The organism is Halorubrum sp. LN27 (genome assembly GCF_016635065.1).
GTDB lineage: Archaea > Halobacteriota > Halobacteria > Halobacteriales > Haloferacaceae > Halorubrum > Halorubrum salipaludis.
Genome location: NZ_JAEPET010000001.1, coordinates 910,726 through 934,187 on the forward strand (window position 1 = coordinate 910,726; position 23,462 = coordinate 934,187).

Genomic DNA, 23,462 nt, shown 5'->3' on the forward strand with positions numbered 1-23,462 from the left:
CAGTGCCACGGAGAAATCACATTCTGAGCGATTTCATTTTACCATGCTTATTTACAGTATCAAGTGAATTGGCTGGTCCATGCCCTCCAGAATCGAAGACGTTGTGTTCAGTGAACCCTCCGGCAGACCGACCGCATTCGTCATGTTCGCTGGCTCACTCGCTATGCTGTCTATCTACGTCTATTTCGATATTTTACACGATGGCTCTTCTATCAGTTCGCTCATTATGGCAATCGGATTTGCTCTGTCCGGATTCGCCGAGTCCCTTTCGACAGAACGACAACGGATGGCGGGCGGATTGCGTCTCACCGCGATTTTCCTGTTACTGGGTCTAATCAGCCTCATTATCTTCGCTCCCGAGGTAATCCTTGGCCCACGGTAGGGGAGCTATGTTCAATACGCAGGCCTCCTCAACCGGCTGTTTCAGGCAAAGTTCGTCCGCTTGTCAAGCATCGTGAGTTCACACCACTTCACAAGGCATAGAGTGTGTGTTCAGCACTCGACGACGTGTTCGGGTCGTTCGGCTACGGACGCTAGGGGGAACGAACTGAGATCGACGACGGAGGGTCAGTTCTGTCTGTTGGTCAGGTACAATTCGTATCCGTATCCCACGGTAGCCGCTATTGGAACGATGAATGGGAGGGTGTAGAGTAGCCCGAATCCAACGATTACGGCGATCCACGAGATGGCAGCCCCGGTTAGGACGGCTGTAATGCCTATCAGAGTCGTGAATATGAGTACGGAGATACCCCCCGAGAAAGCGCCGGCTATGGCACCGTAGCGGGGGTTCGGTTCGTCCGGCATCGTCACCCGCCAGACGACAGTCGCCACGGTCAGCGCGAGGATCGGCATAACGATTATTCCGACGGTGGCGACGGGGTTTCCCCGAGACCCGGAATTCGAAAGGAGGTCAAAGAGGGCAAGTAGAGCGGCAGCGACGTACGCCGACCCAGCGGTGGCGAGGCCCGCCCCAACATCTCGTCGGGACAGACCTAGGTAGTCATCCATCTTCTAACCGCAGAATGTTCGTGGTCACTCGAGAATAACCCTTCGACAACGACCATCTCGACCGACACCGCTCTCGTGAGTGACTCGCGCTCTGTATTCAGTACGCGGTTCCTGTCAGGGTCAAAAGATTGCAACAGAGCCCAAGGAACCATTTTCGGTAGGTACTTTGTTCAATTCTCTTGAGTTGCGACATGGTCTCCCGCGAGAAGCAGAAACTAGTCGCCTCTGCTGTGATCGTCCTCGCCGTTCTTGTCGCCCTACGGGCATTGACGGATCTTGGGGTGTTATCGAGGTTTACGATCGTCGTCGTCGCCATCATCGTCATACAATCTGTCTTCGAACGGGTGTCTCATTGACATCCTCCTCCGCGTAAACGCGGAGGAATCCCGAGCGGTGGGAGGTTCAGGTCTGCAACCATGGATGCCGCCACTTTGCGGGAACTCGTCTAACCCAGTCGTCGTGATCGGTGGCTGTCTAGCCGTGCCAAGCGGCTGTTACTCCTATCCTCAGCATCGTTGACTCCCATCTGTTGTTTTTGCCAGCAGGGAGTCGCTAATGCGTCGGCGGACTCGGAGGTATCTTTGAGCTTGCTCTAGCCAACAGGCACGAGACGAACCCTTCGGAGATTCGCGTTCACCGCGTCGGCGTTTCGGATACTGTCTCATTAGGTTAGCGGCGAGGCCGCCTCCGAAGGCCGTTCGGAATCCGCTCCGTTCCAACCTGACCTTGCCGTTGTGTAGTGGTTTTTTGTCACTTGAACGTATGGGTTGGAAACTCAGAACGAGCTACCGAAGCGTTGTTTAATCCCCAGTTGTCGGATTCATCCTGCGGCTGAAGCCGCAGGTATTCTCCTCGCTCTTTATAAACTGTTGGCAGTGGATGTTCGCGCTGGACGCCAGCGTTCGACAGCACGCTCGGTGCCCTCGATCGCATCCCGTGTTGCCGTCGTCTCCGACTTGGGTGTGATTCATCCGTTGCGGTCTCGGATCGACGCCGAGTCGCTCGTCACAGCGTGACTGCCACTGCGGTCGTCACCCATCCGTTGTAGTTTAGCGGCGCGTTGAGGCGGTGTTTGTGCGGATAGTTGACCAAGACGGTGTTGAGTCCAATCGCTGATGAAGTGTGATCGGAGAACTGAACGGATGTTCTTCTGTCTCGGATGATGAGATCTGTGTCACTCTCTGAAGGCGGCGCACTCACTCCGGTGAGTGCGTCGCCGATCCAGAGCTGTCACTACTACCAACGTCTGAGCTGACCGGCTTGTCAGGCGAGTTTCTACCAGAACTCGCCTGACTCAACCTGCTCACGTAATCTTGCTCGATGTGGATTTGGATCCCGTGACGACCACAACAGCAATTCGTCGAGATCTGGCAGTTCATACCCCAGATCTAGCATCAGGTACAGTTGGACCAAGTGTGCGTGACGTTCGAGCGCGTGAGAACACCGACGGCGTGGGAGACGCGTCGACGACGCCGCTGCGTCGTCGTCGCTTCCCTGCCGCTTTGCGTCTAATTTGCGGAGTTCATCCACAATAACGCGGCTCATCAGCAGCGAGAGCGCCGCTACGATGATCAGCGCTTCAATAATGTAGGGATCCGTCGTATTGATCTCATCAAGACCGAAGCGCGATTTGAGTTCCTTGAACAGCAGCTCAATCTCCCAGCGCGCCCGATAGAGCTGTGCGATATCGGGCGCGTGGTAGTTGTCTCTGGCAAGATTCGTTAGGTAGAGATGGTACTCACCGCTGTCCTCGTTGAGCACACCGACGAGTCGGAACGTTCGGGTCGTGCTGACGCCCGACCCTCGCTTGCGGTCGAATGAGAGGGTGATCCGAGCGTCGATCGCCTGTCGCTGCAGGTCGTCGAGGACGTCCTGCAGCGACTCGCCTTCGAGTGGAATACTGTTTCCCCGCCATGTGCGAAGCTCTTCGACGATCTCGAAGTTCGCGTCATCTTTGACCCGTGAGACGAACCAGCCGTCGTTTTGATCGATACGGTCGAACAACCAGAAGTCGTAGAAGCCGAGATCGAGTAAGACGAGTGCGCCAGCTACCCACTCGCCGGTGGGTAGCTGGCTCCGTTCCTGCGTTTTGGCGTCAGTCGTTTGAAACCGCGTAGGAAGTCCGGTTGAGAGTGATTCTGTGAGGTGGAGCTTCACGCCAGCTTGATCTTCGCCAGTCGCTGCGTAGACGTCTGTAGCGTCTTGGTAGAGTGAGACGATAGAGGCGTCAACAATGAGGACGTCTCGAAAGCGTTCGAGACGTCCGCTGAGGTCGGTTTGTCCCGGTTCGAGATTCTCGATGGCGTCATCGAGAATCTCTCGCAGGAGTGCAACGAACGCGGGTGAAAACCAGCCGTGGAAGGTTGGATAAGCGAGTTCGTCACAGTCAGCCATTTCGACGAACCGTTCGAGAAATGCCTGAATAGAGCGATCTGATCCAGCAGCGAAACCCAGTGAGAGGGTGTAGAACAACGCGACAGTGTCGAACTTGCGCTCTCGTTGGATGAGATTCGTTGCGCGAGCGCGCTCGCGCAACTCATCAGAGGGAAACGCTCTTTTGATCCGGTCGACAATCACTGAATCCGGTGGTTCGTAACTCACAGCAGCCACCGGGTTTCTCTGACAAGTAGTTCCAACGGTATTCAGATCAGCAGACGGTGCTGGCACGAGGAGTTAAACTACAACGGATGCGCGTCGCGGAGGCGGTCGACCGCGGCCGCCCACTGCGGCTCGTCGAGCCACGCGTCGTACGCGACCAGCCGGCCCCCGTACCGCCGGTACTCGACCGGCGCGCGGGCGAGGGCGTAGCCCGCGGCGTTCGCGGCGAGCGCGCCGAGGTACAGCGCGAGGACGAGGACCCCGGACCCGAGGGCGACGGCTCCGTCGGCGCCATCGGGAACGAACACGCCGAGAACGACGATCCACGCGATCAGGAAGCCGGTCGCGTAGATCGGTGCGACTCCGGTGAGCGTCTTCAGGACCGCGGTGGCGACGGCGGCCCGGCGGTGTGCCGGGATCCGGGCGTCGGGCTCGGCGTCGGGGACTTCGATCGGCGCCGGCGGCTCCGCCGAGTCGGTTGGCCCGGCGAGCCAGCCGGTGATCCCGCCGCCCGAGTCCTCGTCGCCGTGAGTCGCCCGGAATCCGGACCACTCGACGAGCAGTTTGACGGCGACGAGCGCGGCGACGACGGCGACCCCGCCCCCGGCGGCGTCGAGCGCGGGGAGCGCGAACAGGGCGACCACGAGGAAGAACGCGCGCCTCGTCGGCGTCTCCACGGCCGCGTACGGCGAGGTCTCGGCGTATCGCCGGCGGCCGACGTAGTCCCGGGCGATCTCGACGACCTGTCCCGCGACCAGCGCGAGCGCCGACGCGAGCACCGCCGGCCGACCGAGCAGCGCCGGCACGTCGAACGTCTGCGAGAACGCGACGCCCGCGACGAGCGCGACCCAGACGCCCGCGCCGAAGACCGACGCGACGAACGGGACGTTCCGCGGGTATATCGGGGGGAGCCACGACGCCGGGCGGACCGCGCCGCGCTTCCGCGACAGCGGTCCCTCAGTCACGCTGATCACTCCCCCCTCGCGGTCCACGGGCGGCGGCCGAGCCGCGAACAGCGCCGTCGCGCCCGAGAGCGGGACCGACAGCACGACCTCGATCGCGTACACCGCGGCGAGCGTCGCGGGGTCCCAGCCCAGCCGGAACACGCCGACGAGCGGGACGAGGTTGGCGAGCAGGACCGGGAGGAACGCGGCGGTCCCGGAAGGCGTTCGAACGTCGCGGAGCGCGGCGGAGGGCATCGGTCGACGGTTCCGGATACGGTCGGCCGAGGTGATAACGCCGGTGGACGCGGATCGGATTGCGGGGCGACTCGGGGGTCGGTCGAGGACGCGGCCCGCGAACTCACGGCCCGGGAACGCCGGGCAGGAGTTATGTGGGTACCGGCGCCATCTCCGGGTATGAGCTATCTCGTTGCGACCGACGGATCGACGGAGAGCGACGAAGCCGTCCGGTACGCGGCGCGACAGGCGGTGGCGTTCTACGAGACGCTCGAGATCGCCCACGTGTTGACGCCGGACTCGGAGCTTGTCGACGGGACGATCATCCTCCCGGGCGAGGAGGCGGCCGTCGAGGCGGGACAGGGGGTTCTGGAGGGCGCCCGCACGGTCGCCGAGGAGGCGGTCGGCGACGAGCCGATCGACGTGGAGACGCAGCTGCTCACCGGACGGCCCGCCGACGCGATCACGGAGTACGCGGCCGAGGGGGCCGTCGACGCCATCTACGTCGGCCACCGCGGGCTCTCGGAGGAGCGCGAGCGGGTCGTCGGCAGCGTCGCGAAGAGCGTCGTCGACAAGGCCGACGTGCCCGTGACGGTGATCCGGTAGCGGGATCGGTCTCGGCCCGGTCGCGCCGGCGACTCCGGGGCGGTCGCCCCGGCGCGTCCGAGACCACGGCAAGGACCACCAATATCGAGGGTTCAAAAGCGGTTGGGCGTGTAACAAGAGGTGATGTCCGAAGACGCACTCGTCACGGCGGACTGGGTGGAAGAGAATCTCGAGCAGTTCGAGAGCGACGACCCGGCGTACCGGCTCGTCGAGATCAACAACCCGACCGTCACCGACGAGTCGGAGTACACGCCCTACGAGGAGGGCCACATCCCCGGCGCGTTGAACTTCGAGTGGGACGAGGTCTTCACCGACGAGACGGAGCGCGACATCGTCTCGAAGGAGGACTTCGCGAAGCGAAACGGCGAGGGCGGCATCCACGCGGACACGACCGTCGTCGTGTACGGCGGCGGCCGTGTTCCCAACTGGTTCGCGCTGTTCGGCTACTGGATCTACAAGTACTACGGTCACGACGACGTGCGCGTCATCGACGGCGGGAAGGGGTACTGGGTCGAGAACGACTACCCGCTCTCGACCGAGGAGCCCGACTTCCCGGCACAGGAGTACGAGGCCCGCGGTCCCTTCGAGAGCATCCGCGCCTACAAGGGCGACATCGACAACGCGATCGAGGACGGGATTCCGATGGTCGACGTGCGCTCTCCCGAGGAGTTCTCCGGCGAGGTCATCGCGCCCGAGGGGCTCAACGAGACCGCCCAGCGCGGCGGCCACATCCCCGGCGCGAGCAACGTCCCGATCGGGACCACGCTGAACGAGGACGGCACGTTCAAGAGCGCCGACGAGCTCCGCGAGCTGTACGCGGACGCCGGCGTCGACGGCGACGAGTCGACGATCACCTACTGCCGCGTCGGCGAGCGCTCGTCGATCGAGTGGTTCCTCCTGCACGAGCTGCTCGGCTACGAAGAGGTCAGCAACTACGACGGCTCGTGGACCGAGTGGGGGAACCTCGTCGGCGCGCCGATCGAGACGGGCGAGTAGGCGGCCCGCTCGCGTCGGCGACCGTGACGCACCGTTGAGACACCGCTCCCCGATGCTTTTCGACGGCGACGGACGGAGCCGGTCGCGTTCCGGCTACCCGGCGCGTTCGAACCCGGTGATCTCGAAGCGCGCTCCGCCGGCCTCGCTCTCGGTGACCCGGACGTCGCAGCCGTGCGCGTCGGCGACCTCCTTGACGATCGCGAGACCGAACCCCGTCCCGTCCTCGCGCGTCGAGTAGCCGGACTCGAAGATCCGCTCGCGGTCGGCCTCCGGGATTCCGGGGCCGTCGTCCGCGACGTAGAACCCGTCGTCCAGGTCGCCGACCGTGATCGTCACGTCGTCGTCGCCGTGTTCCACGCTGTCGCCGGACTCCGTCCGGGTGCCAGTCGAGCCGTGCTCGACGCTGTCGCCGGGGGTCGCCCGGCTGCCAGTGGAACTGTGTTCCACGCTGTTCCGGATCAGGTTCTCTAACAGCTGTGCGAGCCGGCTCCGATCGGCCAGAACCGCGGACTCGGCGTCGACGACGAGCGTCGCCGAGCCGGTGTCCACGTTCTCCCAACAGTCCTCGACGAGCCGGGCCAGATCGACCGGCTCCGCGTCGGTCACCTCCGCGCCCTCGCGCGCCAGTTCCAGCAGGTCGTCGATGAGCGCCCCGATCCGGTCGTGGGCCCTCGCCACCGCGTCTAGGTGCTCGTCGTCGCGGTCGGAGCGGAACAGGTCGAGATACCCCTCGGCCGCGTTCAAGGGGTTCCGGAGGTCGTGCGAGACGATGCTGGCGAACTCGTCGAGCTGCTCGTTCTGCCGTTCGAGTTCGCGCTCGCGCTCGATGCGGTCGAGCGCGGTCGTCGTGTGCGCGGCGACGGTCTCCGCGAGCGACACGTCCACGTCGTCGAACGCGCCGGGTTCGGTCGACCCGATCAGGAGGACGCCGTGGTCGCCGAGCGGGAGGATGATCTCGCTGCGGACCGGCGTGTCCGGGTTGAACGGCTCTGAAACCTCCGAGATGTCGCCGTAGATCACCGGTTCCCCCGACTCGAACGCCTCTCCGGCGAGCCCCTCTCCGAGTTCGAACACCGGTGGTTCACCGACGAGCTCCTCGGTCATGTCCGTCCACGCGACCGGAACCAGTTTATCCTCGTCCTCGTCGTGGAGGTGCACCGCGCTCGCCGGCATGTCGAGGACGTCGTGGACGGTGTCGATACTGATTTCGACGGCCCGCTCGGCTGTCTCGGCCCGCATGACCGACCGGACGGTCTCGTGTAACGCGTCGATGGCCCGCCTGTGGTGTTCGTGGTCGGTGACGTCCGTCACGAACCCCTCCAGCGCCACCGCCTCGCCGCCGTCGTCGTACGTCGCCCGACCCCGCTCCCACACCCACTTCGCTTCGCCGTCCCTGGTGCGGATCCGGTAGGTGATCTCGAACGGCTCGCGCCGCTCGATCGCCTTCTGTATCGACTCCCACACCGCCTCCCGGTCCTCGGGGTGGATGACGCGCTCGCCGTACACGCTCTCGTCGTCCTCCAACTCCGAGGGTCGATACCCCGTCAGCTCCGTCACCTCTCCCCTGACGTCCTCCATCGGCCACCCGGGCTCGTTCGCGCACCGATACACCATTCCCGGCAGGTTGTCGACGAGCCGCGAGAGCCGTCGCTCGCGCCGTTTGCGCTCCGTGAGGTCCCGCCCGATCCCGATGATTCCGACCAGTTCGCCGTCGCGGTCCGTGAGGCTCGACCCCGCGAACTCGTAGGGGACGCGCTCGCCGCCCGCCGTCAGCACCACGGATTCGACGGCCGCCTCGCCGGTGGTGAGCGTCTCCTCCATCGCGGCGCGGATCCGGTCTCGCTCGTCTTCGGGGAACAGCTCCGTCGCGCGCATGCCCTCGATCGCCTCGTCCGAGTAGCCGACGGCCTCGACGAGGTGATCGTTCCAGCGCCGGAACGTCCCGTCGGTATCGATCACGTAGAAGACGTCGGTGAGCGAGTCGAGCGCCTGGTCGACGAAGTCGCGCTCCTCGCGGAGGCTCTCGCGGACCTCGAACGAGTGGATGACGTGAGCGATGTCGTCGCCGAGTTCGGCGAGCAGTTCGCGTTCGGTCGCGTCGAAGGCGTTCGGGCGGTCGGCGTAGACGGCGAGCGCGCCGTACAACGTGTCCTGATACTCGAGCGGGAGGGCGGCAACCGAGCGAAACCCGCGTTCGACCGCCGCGGACTCCCACGGGTCGAAGTCGTCGTCCTCGGTGATGTCCTGTGAGACGGCGACCCGTCGCTCGCGTATCGCCGTCCCGGCGGGACCCCGTCCGGTGGCGCTCTCGTCGGTCGTGATCGTGATCCCGTCGAGGTAGCCGCGCTCGACGCCCGCGGACACCCGGGGTTCGATGCGGCCCGTCTCGGCGTGGACCTCGCCGATCCACGCGAACCGGTAGGGCTCGGAGTCGCTGATGATCTCGCAGACCCGGCGCTCGACCGCGTTCCGGGAGTCGGCGCGCACGATCGCCGTGTTGATCTCGCTGGCGAGCGTCCGGATCCGGTCGAGTTCGGCGGCGCGCTGGCCCGTCCGGTACTGCTCGACCGCGTTCGCGATCCGGTTCGCGAGGACGGCGTACTGGCCGGTTCCGCTCTCCTTCTGGAGGTAGTCAGTGACGCCGGACGCGATCGCGTCGCTCGCGACCTCTTCGCTGCCCTTGCCCGTGTAGAGGATAAAGGGGAGCTCCGGTCGATCCTCGCGGACGGCCTCGAGGAACTCGATCCCGTTCTTCCCGGGCATGTCGTAGTCGGAGACCACGCAGTCGACGTCGCCGTCGCCGACGCGGTCCAGTCCCTCGCTCGCGTTCGTCGCGGTCTCGACGTCGATCCGGTCGTCCTCGCGTTCGAGGTACGTCGCGGCCAGCTCCGCGAGCTGCGGGTCGTCGTCGACGTGGAGGACGCGGATCGCGTCTGGGGACCGGCTCATGAGACGGGTGTGATCGGAGCGTGGAGAGCCACGATAAATAAGATAGGGGGCGAGCGCGTGCGCGTAGCCGACCTCGAGTCTCGCGGTCGACAGCGGGGGAGCGGCGAGTGTGGGATTCGGCGTCGAGCGTGGGATTCGGCGGCGCTCCGTGTCCCGCCGGCGCTCGCCGACTCAGTCGTCCAGCGACGCGACCACCGACTCAGTCGTCCAGCGACGCGACCGCGGTGCGCTCGGCCCCGATCCGCCGGTCGAGGAAGTCGTCGAGCAGCTCCAGCGACCGGATCTTCTGGTCGATGTCGCCGGAGCCGTGGCCCTCCTCGCCGAGCTCCTCGTACTCGTAGTCGACGCCCTCCTCGAAGCCGGCGTCGTCGAGGGCGTCGCGGAGGATCCTGGCCTGCGAGACGGGCACCCGCGGGTCGTTGACGCCGTGGACGATCAGGAGCGGCGCGTCGATGTTTTCGACGTAGTTCACGGGGCTGCGCTCGCGGTAGATCGCCTCGTTCTCGTCGGGCTCCCCGAGGTTCTTCACCATGAGCTCCGTCCGGAAGTGGGGCATCGTGTTCTCGTACATGTCGAAGAGGTCGCTCACGCCGACCCACGTGATCCCGGCGGCGTACAGGTCGGGGTACTGGACCAGCTGCCAGTTCGCGGAGTACCCCCCGTAGGAGCCGCCGTACACGACGACGCGGTCCTCGTCGAGCCAGTCGTACGCGTCGAGGACGCGTTCGGCGCCGACCGCCACGTCGCCCTGCTCGGCGCCGCCCCAGTCGTCGTACAGCTCCTCGACGAACTCGCGGCCGCGCCCCGTGGAGCCGCGGTAGTTCACCTGCAGCACGGAGTACCCGCGCGAGAGCAGGAACTGCACGCGGTAGCTGAAGCGCCTGCTGTCGTGGTGCCGCGGGCCCCCGTGGGGGTTGACGATCAGCGGCGAGGGCCGTCGCCCGGAGTCGAACAGCAGCCCCTCGATCTCGAACGTCTCGTAGGGGTCGTGGTCGACCGCGCGCGCCGGGGTCTCGGGAACCCCGTCCGACTCGAACGTCACGACCTCGGGCTCGACGAAGTCGTCCGGATCGAAGGGGCCGTACTCCGCGTCGAGCACCGTCTCCGTCGCGTCGCTCGCGAGGTCGTACGCGACCAGCTCCGGCCGCTCGCTCGACGTGGTCCGGTAGGCAAGCAGGCGGTCGTCGGACAGCCGCCCCTCCGTCACGCTGGCGACGCCGGCCGGGAAGTCGAGCTCGCGCGCCTCCCCCGTCTCGGCGTCGTAGACAATCGGGACCGTCACGGCGCCGCGCGTCCGGCTCGCGACGAAACGGTCGCCGCCTTCGAGGAAGTGGCTCGGCGACTCCTCGAACTCGTCGCCGCCGAACCAGGTCACGTCGACCGCAGCGTCGTCGCCCGCCTCGCCGTCGACCCCCTCGGAGAGGTCGACGATCCCGCTTCGCCCGAGGTCGGTGGTGTTGTCGCTCACGAGCAGTCGGTCGCCGTCCGGGCCCCAGTCGACGGGGCGCGCCTCGGCGCCCCTCTCGCCGATCCCGAGGTTCCGGGCGTTCGAACCGTCGATGTCGGCGACGTAGACGTAGCTGTTCTCGTACGCGTCGGTCTCGTTCGTCGAGTACGCGACCCGGTCGCCCGCCGGCGAGAGGTGGCCCGACCCGGCGGCGCGCTCGTGGTCGGTGAGCTTCGTCGTCTCGCCGCTCGGCAGGTCGTGCCGGTAGAGGTTCATCTGCCCGTCGCGGTTCGAGCAGAACAGCAGCGTCTCGCCGGCCTCGCCCACGTCGAGCAGGTAGATCTGGCCGTCCATCTCGACGACCGGCTCGGTCTCGCCGTCGAGCGACATCGCCCACACGTCGTGCTGCTCGTCGCCGTCCTCGTCGCGGTGATAAAAGAGGCGGTCGCCGGCGGGGTCCCACTCGAACCCGGCGCGCACCGAACGCGGGACCTCGCCGTCGCTCAGCTGCTCAACGGACCCGTCCGCGGGATCGAGGAGGTGAAGCTCGTTGCGGCCGGTCACGTCGTAGTAGAGGGCGATCGTCTCGCCGTCCGGGGACGCCCGCGGGCTCGCGATCGTCGGGAGGGAGGCGAGCTCGCGGAGCACGTCGGCGTCGTCAGTGTCGGACATCCGATCGAAACGACGGGCGTATCGACTTCAACGTTTCCCGGCCATGGGAACGTATTTACGCTTGTGTGTAGTATTGTAACGTATGAACCAGAACGTCGGTTCGACGGACAAGCGCGTCAGGACGGCCCTCGGAGCGGTCCTCGGGATCGCCTCGCTCGCGACGCTCGGCGGGGCGGTCCCGCTGCCCGCGCTCGCCGCGCCCGTGCTCGGGATCGCCGCCCTTCTCATGCTCGGCACCGCCGCGACCGGAACCTGCGGACTCTACGCGCTGCTCGGCGTGGACACGTGTCCGGCGTCGGCGGGGGATTCGCGGTAACGGTATCGAACGGACGTCACCGATCCGTCGGGGGGAGGTCACCGATCCGTCGGGGGGAGGTCACCGATCCGTCGGGGTGGGCTACAGCGCACGTGTTCCGGGGCCTCTGATCGCCGGCGGCGGCAGCGTCAAGTGCGGGTAACCGTACCGTTTCACATGAGGCGCCGAACCCACCCGAACAGCAGCGTACGGGCTCGTGACAACCGTTCCTCCGGGCTTCGATCCCTCGGGTTTCGGTCCGCCGGTCTCCGAGGTGATCGCCGGTGAGCGACGAGCCCACCGTGCTCGTGATCGGCGGCGGGGCGACCGGGGCCGGCGTTACCCGTGATCTCGCGCTCCGCGGCGTCGACGTGACCCTCGTCGATCGGGGCGGGCTCGCGGGCGGGACCTCCGGTCGCTCGCACGGGCTGCTTCACAGCGGAGCCCGATACGCCGAGAGCGACGCGGCGGGCGCCGAGGAGTGCCTGAGAGAGAACCGAACGCTCCGATCCATCGCCGGCGAGTGCGTGCGCGAGACGGGCGGGCTGTTCGTCCGGCTGTCCGACGACAATCCCGACTACTTCGAGGAAAAGTTGGCGGCCTGTGAGTCGATCGGCATCGATACCGAGCGGCTCGACGGCGGTGCGGCCCGCGAGTTAGTCCCCGGCCTCGCAGACGACGTCGCCGAGGCGTTCCGGGTGCCCGACGGCGTGATCTACCCGTCCAGGCTCGTCGCCGCGAACGCGGCCGACGCCGAGCGACACGGTGCCGCCGTGCACCCGCACGCGCCGGTCGAATCGATCGAGGTCGGTGACGGCGAGAGTCCCGGTGGCGTGACCCGCGTCCGCGTCGGCGGCGACCTCGACGCGACGCTCGAACCGGAGCACGTCGTCAACGCGACCGGGGCGTGGGCCGACCGGATCGCCGACATGGCCGGGGTCGAAGTCGGCATGGCGCCGAGCCGCGGCGTGATGGTCTCCGTCGAACACGAGGGGCTCGGCCCGGTGTTGAACCGGTGTCGCGACCCCGACGACGGCGACATCGTCGTCCCCCACGACGGCGAGGTCGTGCTCGGCACGACGAGCGTCCCCGTCGACGATCCGGACGAGTACGAGACCGCCGACTGGGAGGTCGAACGCTCGGTTGCGGAGTGCGCGGCGATGCTCCCGGCCGTCGCCGAGGCCCCGGAGGTCAGGCGGTGGTGGGGAGTCCGTCCGCTGTACGCCCCGGACGAGGCGGGGTCGGACCGGCGCGGGATCTCGCGCGGCTTCACCCTGATCGACCACGCGGACGACGGCGTCTCGAACCTCTTCAGCGTGGTCGGCGGGAAGCTCACCACCTACCGCGAGATGGCCGAGGTGACGGCCGACCGCGTCTGCGAGCGCCTCGGCGTCGACGAGCCCTGCGAGACCGCCGACGAACGGCTACCGGGAGCCGACGATCCGACGGAACTCGACGGCTTCGTCGAGCGGTACGGCGGGACGAATCCGACCGACAGCGACGTGGTCGGCGTCGGCCGATAGGGACCGGTCGCGGCCGCCGCGTTTGAGGCGCCGCGAGACGCTCTTACGCTCGTTTCTAAGAAAACTGCCCCACGATCCTCGAGCCCTATTCGTCGTCGATCAGGCCGCCGAACACGGAGGTCGCGGTGTCGGGCACGTCGAAGTCGTGGTAGTGCTCGCCCTTCTCGTTCGAGAGGATGTTGAGGGCCGCGGCGGCGCCGTCGCCGGCCGAGATGACCGCCTGCCACTCCTCGGCGCGGACCATCGCGCCGGTCGCGTAGGCGCCCTCGACGCTCGTCTCCATCGAGACGCCGACGTCGACGAGGTCGCTGTCGAACTCGCAGCCGAGCGACTCGGCGAGGTCGCGGCTCGCGCCGGTCGCCAGCACCACGTAGTCGGCCTCGTACTCGCCGGCCTCGGTGGTCACGACGAACCCGTCGCCGGACGCCTCGACCGCGGTGACCTCCTCGCCCTGCTTCCGGTCGACGCCGAAGTCGTCCGCCTGCTGGCGGGCGGTCGCGAGGAACTCGCTGCCGCCAACCGAGCCGATCCCGGGGTAGTTGAACAGGTGCGCCTTATGCATCCAGGTCTTGTCGGTGTCGAACAGGACGGCGTCGAGCCCGTTCTTGCCCGCGAACAGTCCCGCGCTGAGCCCTGCCGGTCCGCCGCCGACGATTGCTACGTCTGCCATACGCGTGTATAATAAGCGCACGTTCATAAGAGCTGGCGAAAGCGGGGATCGGCGCGTCGGCCGAGGAGTCGCGGGCACCACTCTGCCGACGTGCCCTCTCCGGCGCCCTCCGCTGGCCCCCTCCGTCGGCGCCCTTTCCGGCCCTCTCCGCCGGCCCTCTCCGTCGGCAACACTCCGGCGGCGCCCTCTTCCGGCGTCCATCCGGCCGAAGGTATTTGCGCTCGCCGCCGGTGGTGTAGGTATGACCGCCGCCCGCGCGTCGGCCTCCCCCGGGACCGACGCGGCCAGCGCCGCCCGTGCCGTCCGCGTCCCCCGGTTCGTCCGGGCGCTCCGCCCGTGCTGTGTCGCCGTCGGCGTCCTCGTTTTCTCCCTGGCCCTCGTCGCCGCGCTGTCCGGAGTCGCCGTCGCGGCCGACGGAGGGGCCGCGGGGGCGGCTGCGGGTGCGGGAACCCACGACGCCGCGGCCGCGACGACCCCTCTCGACGACGCCAACGGAACGACTCAGGTGATCGTCCGGTTCACCCCGGTCGAGGACCCGGACGCGCTCGGCGAGCCGGACGGGAACGGCTCCGCCGCGGTCGCGGACCTCCGCGAGCACGCCGCTGCCGAGCAGGCGGCGTTCGAGGCGTTCGCCGACTCGCGCGCGGGCGTGACCGTCGAACGGGAGTTCTGGCTGGCGAACGCGATGCTCGTGACCGTCGACGCCGACGAGGTGACGGCGGCGTCGCTGCTGTCGGTCGCGAACGTCACCGACGTGCACCGGAACGTCGCGGTCGAGCCGCTCCGCGCGTCGGCTCGGTCGAGCGGAGCGCCGGGACCGCGGACGCCGCCGTCGCAGAACCACCGACCGCAGACGCCGCGACTCCAGATCGACGCGGAGCCGTCCGGGTCGTACACCGCCGGCCTGCGGCTCGTCGGCGCCCCGACCGCGTGGGAGCGGTTCGACACCCGTGGGGCGGGCGCCACCGTCGCGGTGATCGACACCGGCGTCGACCCGGGCCACCGCGACGTCGACCTCTCGGGATGGGCCTCGTTCGACGACAACGGGACCGTCGTGAGCGACGACCTCGCGGACGCGAGCGACCCCGACGGCCACGGCACGCACGTCGCCGGAACGGTGGCCGGCGGGGACGCCTCGGGGACCCACATCGGCGTCGCGCCCGAGGCCGACCTGGTCGGACTCGACGCGTTCGGCGAGAACGACACCGCGACGTTCGCGGCCGTGATCGGCGCGATGGAGTACGCGACGACCGAGAGCGACGCCGACGTGCTCCAGCTGAGCCTCGGCTCCTCCGGGACCTTCCGCGGGTTCATCCGTCCAGTGCGCAACGCCCGCGCGACGGGTGCGGTCGTCGTCGCCGCCGCCGGCAACGAGGGCGCGAACACCTCGTCGGGACCGGCCAACGTGTACGACGCGCTCGCGGTCGGCGCGGTCGACGAGGATCGCGCCGTCGCCGCGTTCTCCAGCGGCCAGCCGATCAACGCCTCCGCGGCGTTCGAGACCTACCCGGAGGAGTGGCCGGAGCGCTACGTGGTCCCCGACGTGGCCGCGCCCGGCGTCGGCGTCGTCAGCGCCGAGGCGGGAACGAGGAACGGCTACGTCCGCAGGCAGGGGACCAGCATGGCCGCACCGCACGTGAGCGGGATCGCGGCGCTCGCTGTCGCGGCGACAGACGGCCGAGTCGACGACGACGACCTCCAGGCCGCGATCGTCGACACCGCGGTCCATCCGACGAACGCCACGGAACCGGACGACCGGTACGGGCACGGCGTGGTCGACGCGCCGGCCGCGGTCGGGGCGGCGGTGGAAGCGACCCCGCCCGAGGCGGACTCGACGAACGAGGGGGAGACGAACGGGAGCGCCGATAGGGAGACCGGATCCGAGGACGGCGCGCCCGGCTTCGGCGGCGTCGCGGCCGTCGTCGCGATCGTCGCCGTCGCGGGACTGACGACGCGGCGCGGCGGGCGAAGGTAAGAGGCGTCGGCGCCGAACTACGGCGTCACTCCGAAAAGTCGGACAGCGAGCCGCGACGCTCGGATTCGGAGCCGTCGCGCTCGGCGTCCGAATCGCTCTCCTGCTCGGAGTCGTCGCCGTCTCCGGAGGCGTCGCGCTCGTCGTCCGACCCCCCGTCGCCGTCCGGGCCGCCGTCGTCCCACGGATTCTCGGGGTCCACCGGCTCGACGGCGCGGTCGAGCTCCTCGGCCGAGTAGTCCGTCTCGTCGTCGAGGAGCATCGCGAGGCGCTGCCAGCGCGCGCTCTGGTCGTTCTCACCCTCCGGGCCGACGCGGGCGCCGTGGGTCTTGAAGAATCGCGTCCCGCGGTCCCGCCGCGCGCCCTCGCCGGTGTGGCCGTCGAAGACCGCGTCGAACGGCCCCTCCGGTTCGAGGTCGCCGACGGGGAAGTCGTGGGCGGGCTCCTCGCCGCGCTCGCGGGCCTCGGCCCGGACCTCGGCGACGGCGGAGAAGTAGGCGTCGGCGTTCGAGGCCTCGCGGGTCGAGCGGGCGCGGGCGGCGGCCAGCGCGGCGTGGATCGCGCAGATCCGCCCCTTCCACTCGGCGGGCTCCCAGCGCTCGGTGGCGAGCTCCTCGTACCGCTCGATCGTGAGGGCCACGTCGCTGCCCGCACGGAGGTCCTCGACGACGTAGAGGTTGAGTCGGTCCCAGAGGTTCCACGCGTAGCCGGAGCGGGCCAGCTCCCACGCGGCCCACGCGGCGACCTCCTCGTCGGAGCGGCGCACCGCCTTCTGGAGGAGGCTGGAGACGACGTACCGGCTGTATCCGCCGTCGGTCTCGTTGGCCTCCTTCTCCTCGCCGAAGTCGTTCTCGCCGGTCGCGTCCGGCGTCGTGTCGGTCTCCAAGCTCCCGTCCGACCCGAACGTCGCCTGTCGGTCGTCGCCGTCGCTCATACCCGTCGCTCCTGCGCCGAGCGACATAAACGCCCCGCGCCGTCGACGGCGGCGGCCGCGTCCCGAGCGCCGACACGGGCCTGCGGTACTCGGGATCACACCGCTGCTGAAAGGGAACCCTTAAGTCCGATCCAGCGGCTACGTTTCGGTAACCGCCCTTAGCTCAGCCTGGTAGAGCAGTCGACTGTAGATCGACTTGTCCCCCGTTCAATTCGGGGAGGGCGGACTTTCTCACCGAACGATTCGGAGCCGAGCGGAGCCGCGTTGTCGTGCGATTCCATCTCGCCCCGTTTGGGTTGAACAGGTCACCGAACTCGGGTGACCGCCGTCGTGCGTTCGCGTATAGCCGAGCGTATCGGGGAACCTAGAAACTTTCGGCCCGAAATTCTAAAATGCTGTTAGTTGGTCGTACAATCCTTGAGAAGCGTGTTTTCTTTTTAAGAGCGCGTCAAACTCGCTCCACAGAGGTAGGCCACCCCGACTCAGGAGATTGGTCCAGATATTACCCACGTTTCTGGTCTTTAATGATTCTTAATACTCTCGTCTCAACTCGACCGCCCGATTGTCATAGTATTGTATGGAGGAAACTAATGATGCAATCAGAAACGCAGAGAATTATGTATCGAGTGATGAACAGGCGAGATAGCACAGGTGGTGGGTTGAGATGACCACACCTGCTGTCGTGAAGTTCGACGGAGGAACTCGACCAGATAATCCCGGTCCTTCGGCCATCGGATACATCGTAGAGACTGACGACTGGACCGAGGAAGGGAGTGAACACATCGGAGAATCGACCAACAATCGAACCGAGTATCGCGCCCTCATTCAAGGGTTGGAACTCGCCTCCGAGAAGGGATGTACCGAGGTCGAGGCGAGAGGTGACTCCGAGGTAATCGTGAAGCAAGTCCGTGGTGAGTATGCGGTGAACCAGCCAGAACTCCGTCCACTGCGTAACCGCGTGCAGGAGTTGGCTCACAAGTTCGAGCAATTCGAGATACAGCACATTCCGCGAGAGGAGAACTGGAAAGCCGACGAGTTGGTGGACCAAGCCTTCTCCGACTGAGTGAGACTGACTTCGGGATAGACCCTATCTCGGAATACCCCTATGGAGGACACCACCACTGTGCTATCCTGTAGTTACTACCTGAAACCAGCCATATGCGCTCGGTGGTCTGCGAGGTTTTTCACCGAGAGGCATCCATATTTCGGAAACAACGATATGAAAACCATCCGGTTGTTGTAACTTGGAAGATAAAAATAGATATTACTCTAAATATCCTAAATCAGCAAGATGTTCTTCCACGTCAGTTGATGAAATATCACTTTTTTCCGCATTTTGATTATAAATCTTCGAATCTGGGATTTGTTTCCCTTCAAGATGCTCTTTATTTACAGTAAACCAAGGAACTTCTTTTAAACGTGGGTCAACACGACTTGGATGCATATTTAAACGTCTGTTGAATATTTCAGAACGCTCGCCCAAAAGTTCTCCGTGGTCAGATGAAATCACTGTGGTACACTCGGGATTAATATATTTAACTAATGTTTTTATTTCTTCGTTGAAAATTGCTCTTAAATTCCGCTTGTAAGCCGCTCGCCATTCTTCAACCGTGAGGTTTCCGTCTCTAATTTGTTCACCCACAAGATATCTTGGCAGGTCTGGCTGTTCAGTATGCCTTGTCTGAGGGTCATTCAGTTTATATATCTCTTCGAGAGAATAAGATGTCTGGGAGGCGTCCCATATGGGAATTTCAGGCTTCTCACGAAATTCGTCTGAAGCGTTCCCAATATATGGTTGATGAGGTTGTAAATAATGTATAACTAACCGTGTTTTCTTATCACTAGATATCTGAGATAGAGCAGTATTAGTAATAGCAGATGGATTTGTTGTGTACCGTTTACCATCCCAATCTGTTGCCCACACGTGTTTTATTCGCTCAAAATGTTCACTCGGTGTATAGTTTCCAGAGAGAGAGTCTTTTCTGAAGTCGGACATATATGGCGCTCCACTCACGTATGTTATATTGTAATCTTCTGTCCAAGTTTTCGGAATCCATTCTGGGGTTCTTGAACCTTCACTCCATACTTTTTTTAATTCCCCATCTAAATAGTCCTTGTAGGTTTCTTGGAAGTAGTCAAATCGACAAGCATCTAAAATCACGAGTACAAATTCTTCTTGTTCTATTAATTTATGTATTAAATCCTTCTGATTCCTATCTGTACCTCTTTTTTTGTTATAGTAATACCCTAATACTTTATCTTCTGCTGAATAAAAAGGGTTAGAATATCTATTCTTAAGTTTATTCGTCAGTTCGTGTGCCCCATCTTCTATGAGAATATTAAAGCCCTTTTTGATATCAGACCCACTAATCATACCTGAAGTCGTACTCTAGTTCGTATTATTCCTTCGGAAAGAATCTTGTGTAGCGGGAACGGTTAAGATATGATGTATATTTGAAATACCTCGTGGAGGGTAGTGTTGAATGCTAATACTCTTGAATTTCACAGAGGTTGTATCTGACTTCTACCCGATTGTCATAGCATTATATGAAGGGTTTGGACGAGATATGCTGTATATTGAATTAACCCCTTGCACCTCGGTCAATGACCGACGGGATAACACGGGTGGGGTGGTAAATACCAACACTCTCGAACTCTATCTCACTTCACGTACCTCCCTCCGAAGGTGCCTTTGTTCGTTCGACAGACCTTCCGTATGGTCATCTCCCCATACGTGGCTCCGTTAGAGGAGTGTACCTCGTCCCACTTCGGACGTATTCGACCAGAGGCTCGAAAGCACTCGTCCATCAACTGCTGGTCACCTCGACACCAGTAGTGCAACTGCTTCACGAAGGCCATATCTGCCTCCGATGCAGACGGTCGCCCCTCGTCACTGCCTCGCCACAGTCGGAGTCCCTCTCGGTCGACATCGTGGCTGTCGGTCTTGACGTAGGCTCGTATCGTTCGCCGTACCTGTTCGGGAGTTGCGTCCACTTTCCCTCCGCCGAATTGCTGTTCTTTCACAGGCTTCTGCTGGCCTGTGAAGGTGAACGTCTGCTGTTCGGGAAGATAGTCGTCCTGTATCTCTCGGACGACTGAGGGCCCGCTCTGGACCGATGTGAAGCCGTCGTACACCTCTCCCGTCAGGACGAAGTACCTGTTCGTATCGTAGACTTCGAGGTGACCTGCCTCGGTCAAGTAGCCTTGTGTCTGGCGGTCGTCCAACTTCTCACCTTCTGCGATTACGTGGAGTCCCTTTCCCGAACTCGATACCTCGGTGTAGGAGTTGAGCCGTTGCACGAGGTCGAGAGTTTCGTCCGTGAAGTCACCGTCTACCCTCACCTTGTCGAAGTCGAAGCCGATGAACGGCCCATCATCGGTGAAGCGGAAGGCTATCCCCGTGTTATCCGTCGATTCGTATCGACTGTACGCCTCCTCGAAGGGGAGGAGGTCGCCATCGCCGTTCCAACTGGCTGGATACCTTGACCGTTTGTGCCAGTCGTCGTCCCACGGTTTGTCGTGAGTGACGAGCCACTGGTCGTGGTCCTTCAGCCGACTTGGGAAACGGTCACCACCACCTGTGTTATCCCCGTTGTCCTGATGGAACGAGAAGCGGGAGTCGGACTCACCAGAGAAGAACTCGAAGCGACTCATCGGACATCATCTCCGTACTTCCGCCAGACGTACTCGACCAGTTTCTCACCGTCTACATCGAGCATCTCCTCGGCTTCATCCACCAGATAGGAGTTTTTCGCCATCTCGACGTCGTCGTACTTGCAGAGTGTAGCGAAGCCGATAGCGGCCCCGTCGATACCCTCGTAATAGCGACTGAATCCTTGCAGGTCTTCCGCCATCACCCTCTGGACGGACCACTCCTTCACGGGTTCGTTGACACCTGCCCTTGAGAGGATGATGTGCGCTCGGTAGTATTTCCAGACGTTTTCTGGACGCACCTTCTGGCCATCCCATCCCTCGCTGTAGCCGTTGGCTCGGCGCTCGGCGGGATGCTGACGACCGTGTTGCAGGAGGAAGAACACCTCGTATCGGTCCCTCCTATCATCGTCTGCATCTCGGGAGTGAAGGGTGGTTCGAGCACTCGTACAGGGTGGAAAACTCGGTCGATGATGGAGATACCCCTTGTCCTTCTCGACGTCTTCCCACGACTTTGAACCTGTGTCGAGCCGCTCCTCTAATGCGAGCGGTTGCCCTCCATCGGTTACGGCTTCCGCTGTGTCTGAATCCACGTCCTCGCCAGACGCTTCCCTGTCCTCCTGATTGCCAGAGTCGTTACTGTTTGTTGTCATATTTGGTCACTCCTCAAAGCCAAACCCATCGCTCAAGAGCAGTCCTGAACAGTCCCACGACTGCCATACCCACTGCTCAAATCCCTGTCTACACAGGAACCCTCAGCAGGAGAAGTGGCTAATCAGCGAGCGATACGTTTCTGACTTCCTTACACTATTATTGGTTAGCATTGTACTTAAAGGTAGCGACCAGTTCTATGCTGTTTTTCTGTATACTGAGGCGTTGTGAGGCAACTTTTCTAGACGAACGTAGATACCCATACACTCTTAAAACCCACTGTGTTATCTATGCTGTCTGTCATTCAAAGAGGGGTGGTCTACCAGTTCCTTCACCCTCTCATATAATCCTATGACAATCGGGCGCTCACATCGAGTCGAGGTACTCCCTCCGTTGCTCCATCTTCTCCTCCTCGGTCATCTTGTTGTAGTGCTTGTCGAGGACGTCGGGCGATACGTCTGCCCTGTCTGAGACGACCTGCTTCGGCACGTCGTTCTTCAGGAGATGGGTGAGGCTCCCCTTCCGCAAGCAGTGTGGACTCCGTGACATCTCGCACTTGCTGGCGTAGGAGTAAGGATACTGCTCCTCGCAACAGCAAGACTCTCCGTAGTAGCAGGGTCGGGTGATGTGATACACGAGGGCACGGATGTTGCTCTGACTGACACGCCCTTGCTCCGTAGTGATGAGCGGCTCTCGCCCGTTGTCGTCCGTCACGTTGGGGCGAGTATGGGTAATCCAGTCGCTCACGACTTCACAGGTGCGCTCTGGTAAGGCGATGATTCGCTCTGCCCTCTCGCCGTTCTTGAGAGACGTGCCTCCATCGGGACGATGACGGATTGCGAGTGCCTGCTCGTCCGAGCGGAAGTCTTCGAGGTCGAGCGAGTGCAGGGTTCCCATCCGTATCGACGTCGACCAGAAAATCTCAAAGAGGACGTGCTTTCGAGAGGCGTACTCGAAGCGTTCGAGATACTCTCGAATCTTTTCCGCCCGCTCTCCGTCCAGCATTTCGTCCTTCACGTCGTCGTTGGCATCGAGGGTCGGGAGCAGGATTTCTTCGTGCGTGCCTGACTCGACGGCGTCGATGCTCTCGCAGAATCGCACGAAGGCACGGAGTGTCGAGAGTTGGGTTCGGAGCGAGACAGGATTGAGGTCACCGTCGTCCTTCCGCCAGAGCCGATACTCGTACAGCCTGCGGCCAGTGAGGTCGTTGAGGTTGGTGAGGTCTTCCTGTCCACACCAGCGCACGAAGTGCTTGAGACGGTATCTGTGGGCCTGTACGGTTCTCTCAGAAGCGTCGTCTTCCCGTTGTGCGAGGTAGAGGTCGACTGCTTTCTGTGGTGCGATGGGTTCGAGGTCTTGGGTCATCGGTTGTCATCTCCGCGAACCCACGGCGACGGTCGGGGAAGCCGAGCAGGTGGCCCGATGCCGCCCTGTTATCCCGCCGCAGTCCCCCGTTCAATTCGGGGAGGGCGGACTGGTTTTCTCGTTGAATCGCAGTCGACCGTAGATCGACTTGTTCCTCGTCCTCGTGAGGGGAGCGAACGGTGGCTCGGAAGACGCAGCGCCGAGCGACGCGAGGCGATCGTCTTCCGGCGTTCAATTCGGGGAGTGCGGACTGGTTCTTCACACCCGCGAGCGACAGGCGTTGACCGGAGGGCGCCATTGCGATACATCACGTCTCCGTGTGGCATTAGCCACGTTCAGCTCACCTCGATCCGGTCCCACTGCCGGACACGTATCGCGGACTTCGGGCGTATCGGTCTGCAGGTCGCTCTCGATGACGCGATCGAGCGCGCGGCGCCGTACCCGACGACGCTCGATCAGGTGTGGAAACGAGACATCCCTCCGGCCGTTAGGCAGATAGAATTGAGGGAAAATCGCTAGGACAAGCGGCCACGTTGTCAATAATTCCTATTCCGGCTGTTGCATCTCGTGTACGTCCCAGCTGTAGTGTTCGGATTGGTGATGATCCGACCAGTCATCGACTGAATCAAATTCGTCTCCGCACTCCGGACAGGTATGCGTCTCTCGTTTCTCCTCCTTCTTTTGATCTCCCCGTTTGCGTTCCGTGCTGGAAGTTGAACTCGCGTTTAGCAAGTCCCGATTGTTCAGATAATCCGTGATTAAGGCCGGTGAAACGCCCGCTTCTTCTGCTATCTCCTCGGCGCTCCAACCCTTTTCAACGTGGTATTTGCGGAGAACCCTCTTGCTGCGCCAGTTAGAGATTTCGCCCATATGTCGGCCATCTCACCAATCCTTTTCAGAGTTATGTATCAGATCCGGAACCATGATCCGGCAAAGCGGGCTAGGTA

20 protein-coding genes and 1 tRNA gene are annotated in these 23,462 nt (G+C 63.4%); 9 read left to right on the forward strand and 12 right to left on the reverse strand.

What is annotated here, in order from left to right; translation table 11 throughout:
- Positions 1-79 precede the first annotated feature (79 nt).
- Positions 80-382: a hypothetical protein gene (locus tag JIN95_RS04500; RefSeq protein WP_200530627.1), complete on the forward strand. Its 303-nt coding sequence runs from the start codon at positions 80-82 to the stop codon at positions 380-382.
- Between the two features lie 185 nt (positions 383-567).
- On the opposite strand, the gene JIN95_RS04505 is transcribed toward JIN95_RS04500, so the two are convergent.
- Positions 568-1,008, reverse strand: a complete 441-nt coding sequence (locus JIN95_RS04505) for a hypothetical protein (RefSeq protein ID WP_200530628.1) — start codon at positions 1,006-1,008, stop codon at positions 568-570.
- 191 nt (positions 1,009-1,199) lie between these two features.
- Here JIN95_RS04505 and JIN95_RS04510 point away from each other — a divergent pair, with 191 nt between their 5' ends.
- Positions 1,200-1,364: a hypothetical protein gene (locus tag JIN95_RS04510; protein WP_158224057.1), complete on the forward strand. Its 165-nt coding sequence runs from the start codon at positions 1,200-1,202 to the stop codon at positions 1,362-1,364.
- 919 nt (positions 1,365-2,283) lie between these two features.
- On the opposite strand, the gene JIN95_RS04515 is transcribed toward JIN95_RS04510, so the two are convergent.
- The gene (locus tag JIN95_RS04515; protein ID WP_200530629.1) at positions 2,284-3,618 is read right to left on the reverse strand and encodes an IS4-like element ISH30 family transposase; all 1,335 of its coding nucleotides are present in this window, start codon (positions 3,616-3,618) and stop codon (positions 2,284-2,286) included.
- Positions 3,619-3,686: 68 nt separating this feature from the next.
- On the reverse strand, positions 3,687-4,805 hold the full coding sequence (locus JIN95_RS04520) for a DUF6498-containing protein (protein ID WP_234699157.1): 1,119 nt from the start codon (positions 4,803-4,805) through the stop codon (positions 3,687-3,689).
- Between the two features lie 159 nt (positions 4,806-4,964).
- Here JIN95_RS04520 and JIN95_RS04525 point away from each other — a divergent pair, with 159 nt between their 5' ends.
- Both JIN95_RS04525 and JIN95_RS04530 read left to right on the forward strand, forming a co-directional pair.
- Positions 4,965-5,390, forward strand: a complete 426-nt coding sequence (locus JIN95_RS04525; RefSeq protein ID WP_095637723.1) for a universal stress protein — start codon at positions 4,965-4,967, stop codon at positions 5,388-5,390.
- A 123-nt stretch (positions 5,391-5,513) separates the two neighbouring features.
- On the forward strand, positions 5,514-6,386 hold the full coding sequence (locus JIN95_RS04530; protein WP_095637724.1) for a sulfurtransferase: 873 nt from the start codon (positions 5,514-5,516) through the stop codon (positions 6,384-6,386).
- Between the two features lie 93 nt (positions 6,387-6,479).
- On the opposite strand, the gene JIN95_RS04535 is transcribed toward JIN95_RS04530, so the two are convergent.
- Positions 6,480-9,335, reverse strand: a complete 2,856-nt coding sequence (locus JIN95_RS04535; RefSeq protein ID WP_200530630.1) for a GAF domain-containing protein — start codon at positions 9,333-9,335, stop codon at positions 6,480-6,482.
- A gap of 199 nt (positions 9,336-9,534) precedes the next feature.
- The gene (locus tag JIN95_RS04540) at positions 9,535-11,454 is read right to left on the reverse strand and encodes a prolyl oligopeptidase family serine peptidase (RefSeq protein ID WP_200530631.1); all 1,920 of its coding nucleotides are present in this window, start codon (positions 11,452-11,454) and stop codon (positions 9,535-9,537) included.
- An 82-nt stretch (positions 11,455-11,536) separates the two neighbouring features.
- On the opposite strand from JIN95_RS04540, the gene JIN95_RS04545 reads away from it, so the two are divergent.
- A complete protein-coding gene (locus JIN95_RS04545) occupies positions 11,537-11,770 on the forward strand; it encodes a DUF2892 domain-containing protein (RefSeq protein ID WP_095637727.1) in 234 nt (77 codons plus the stop codon).
- Positions 11,771-12,033: 263 nt separating this feature from the next.
- A complete protein-coding gene (locus JIN95_RS04550) occupies positions 12,034-13,272 on the forward strand; it encodes an FAD-dependent oxidoreductase (protein ID WP_200530632.1) in 1,239 nt (412 codons plus the stop codon).
- Positions 13,273-13,357: 85 nt separating this feature from the next.
- Here JIN95_RS04550 and JIN95_RS04555 read toward each other — a convergent pair whose 3' ends face one another.
- Positions 13,358-13,942, reverse strand: coding sequence for an NAD(P)/FAD-dependent oxidoreductase (locus JIN95_RS04555; protein ID WP_200530633.1), 585 nt, complete (start codon positions 13,940-13,942; stop codon positions 13,358-13,360).
- A gap of 241 nt (positions 13,943-14,183) precedes the next feature.
- Between JIN95_RS04555 and JIN95_RS04560 the strand changes: the two genes are divergently transcribed.
- Positions 14,184-15,917, forward strand: coding sequence for a S8 family serine peptidase (locus tag JIN95_RS04560; protein ID WP_200530634.1), 1,734 nt, complete (start codon positions 14,184-14,186; stop codon positions 15,915-15,917).
- 25 nt (positions 15,918-15,942) lie between these two features.
- Here the strand turns inward: JIN95_RS04560 and JIN95_RS04565 are convergent, their stop codons facing one another.
- A complete protein-coding gene (locus tag JIN95_RS04565; protein ID WP_200530635.1) occupies positions 15,943-16,848 on the reverse strand; it encodes a hypothetical protein in 906 nt (301 codons plus the stop codon).
- A gap of 152 nt (positions 16,849-17,000) precedes the next feature.
- Here JIN95_RS04565 and JIN95_RS04570 point away from each other — a divergent pair.
- Together JIN95_RS04570 and JIN95_RS04575 are read left to right on the forward strand one after the other, a co-directional pair.
- Positions 17,001-17,074 (forward strand) — tRNA-Tyr (locus tag JIN95_RS04570).
- 438 nt (positions 17,075-17,512) lie between these two features.
- On the forward strand, positions 17,513-17,911 hold the full coding sequence (locus tag JIN95_RS04575; RefSeq protein ID WP_200530636.1) for a ribonuclease HI family protein: 399 nt from the start codon (positions 17,513-17,515) through the stop codon (positions 17,909-17,911).
- A 201-nt stretch (positions 17,912-18,112) separates the two neighbouring features.
- On the opposite strand, the gene JIN95_RS04580 is transcribed toward JIN95_RS04575, so the two are convergent.
- The 5 genes from JIN95_RS04580 to JIN95_RS04600 form a co-directional block, all read right to left on the reverse strand.
- Positions 18,113-19,222, reverse strand: coding sequence for a hypothetical protein (locus JIN95_RS04580; protein ID WP_200530637.1), 1,110 nt, complete (start codon positions 19,220-19,222; stop codon positions 18,113-18,115).
- Between the two features lie 287 nt (positions 19,223-19,509).
- On the reverse strand, positions 19,510-20,502 hold the full coding sequence (locus JIN95_RS04585) for a hypothetical protein (protein ID WP_200530638.1): 993 nt from the start codon (positions 20,500-20,502) through the stop codon (positions 19,510-19,512).
- Positions 20,499-21,152, reverse strand: a complete 654-nt coding sequence (locus JIN95_RS04590) for a hypothetical protein (protein WP_200530639.1) — start codon at positions 21,150-21,152, stop codon at positions 20,499-20,501. Before JIN95_RS04590 ends, JIN95_RS04585 begins: the two co-directional genes overlap by 4 nt.
- A gap of 364 nt (positions 21,153-21,516) precedes the next feature.
- The gene (locus tag JIN95_RS04595; RefSeq protein WP_200530640.1) at positions 21,517-22,515 is read right to left on the reverse strand and encodes a tyrosine-type recombinase/integrase; all 999 of its coding nucleotides are present in this window, start codon (positions 22,513-22,515) and stop codon (positions 21,517-21,519) included.
- Between the two features lie 546 nt (positions 22,516-23,061).
- Positions 23,062-23,385, reverse strand: a complete 324-nt coding sequence (locus JIN95_RS04600) for a helix-turn-helix transcriptional regulator (protein WP_200530641.1) — start codon at positions 23,383-23,385, stop codon at positions 23,062-23,064.
- Positions 23,386-23,462 lie beyond the last annotated feature (77 nt).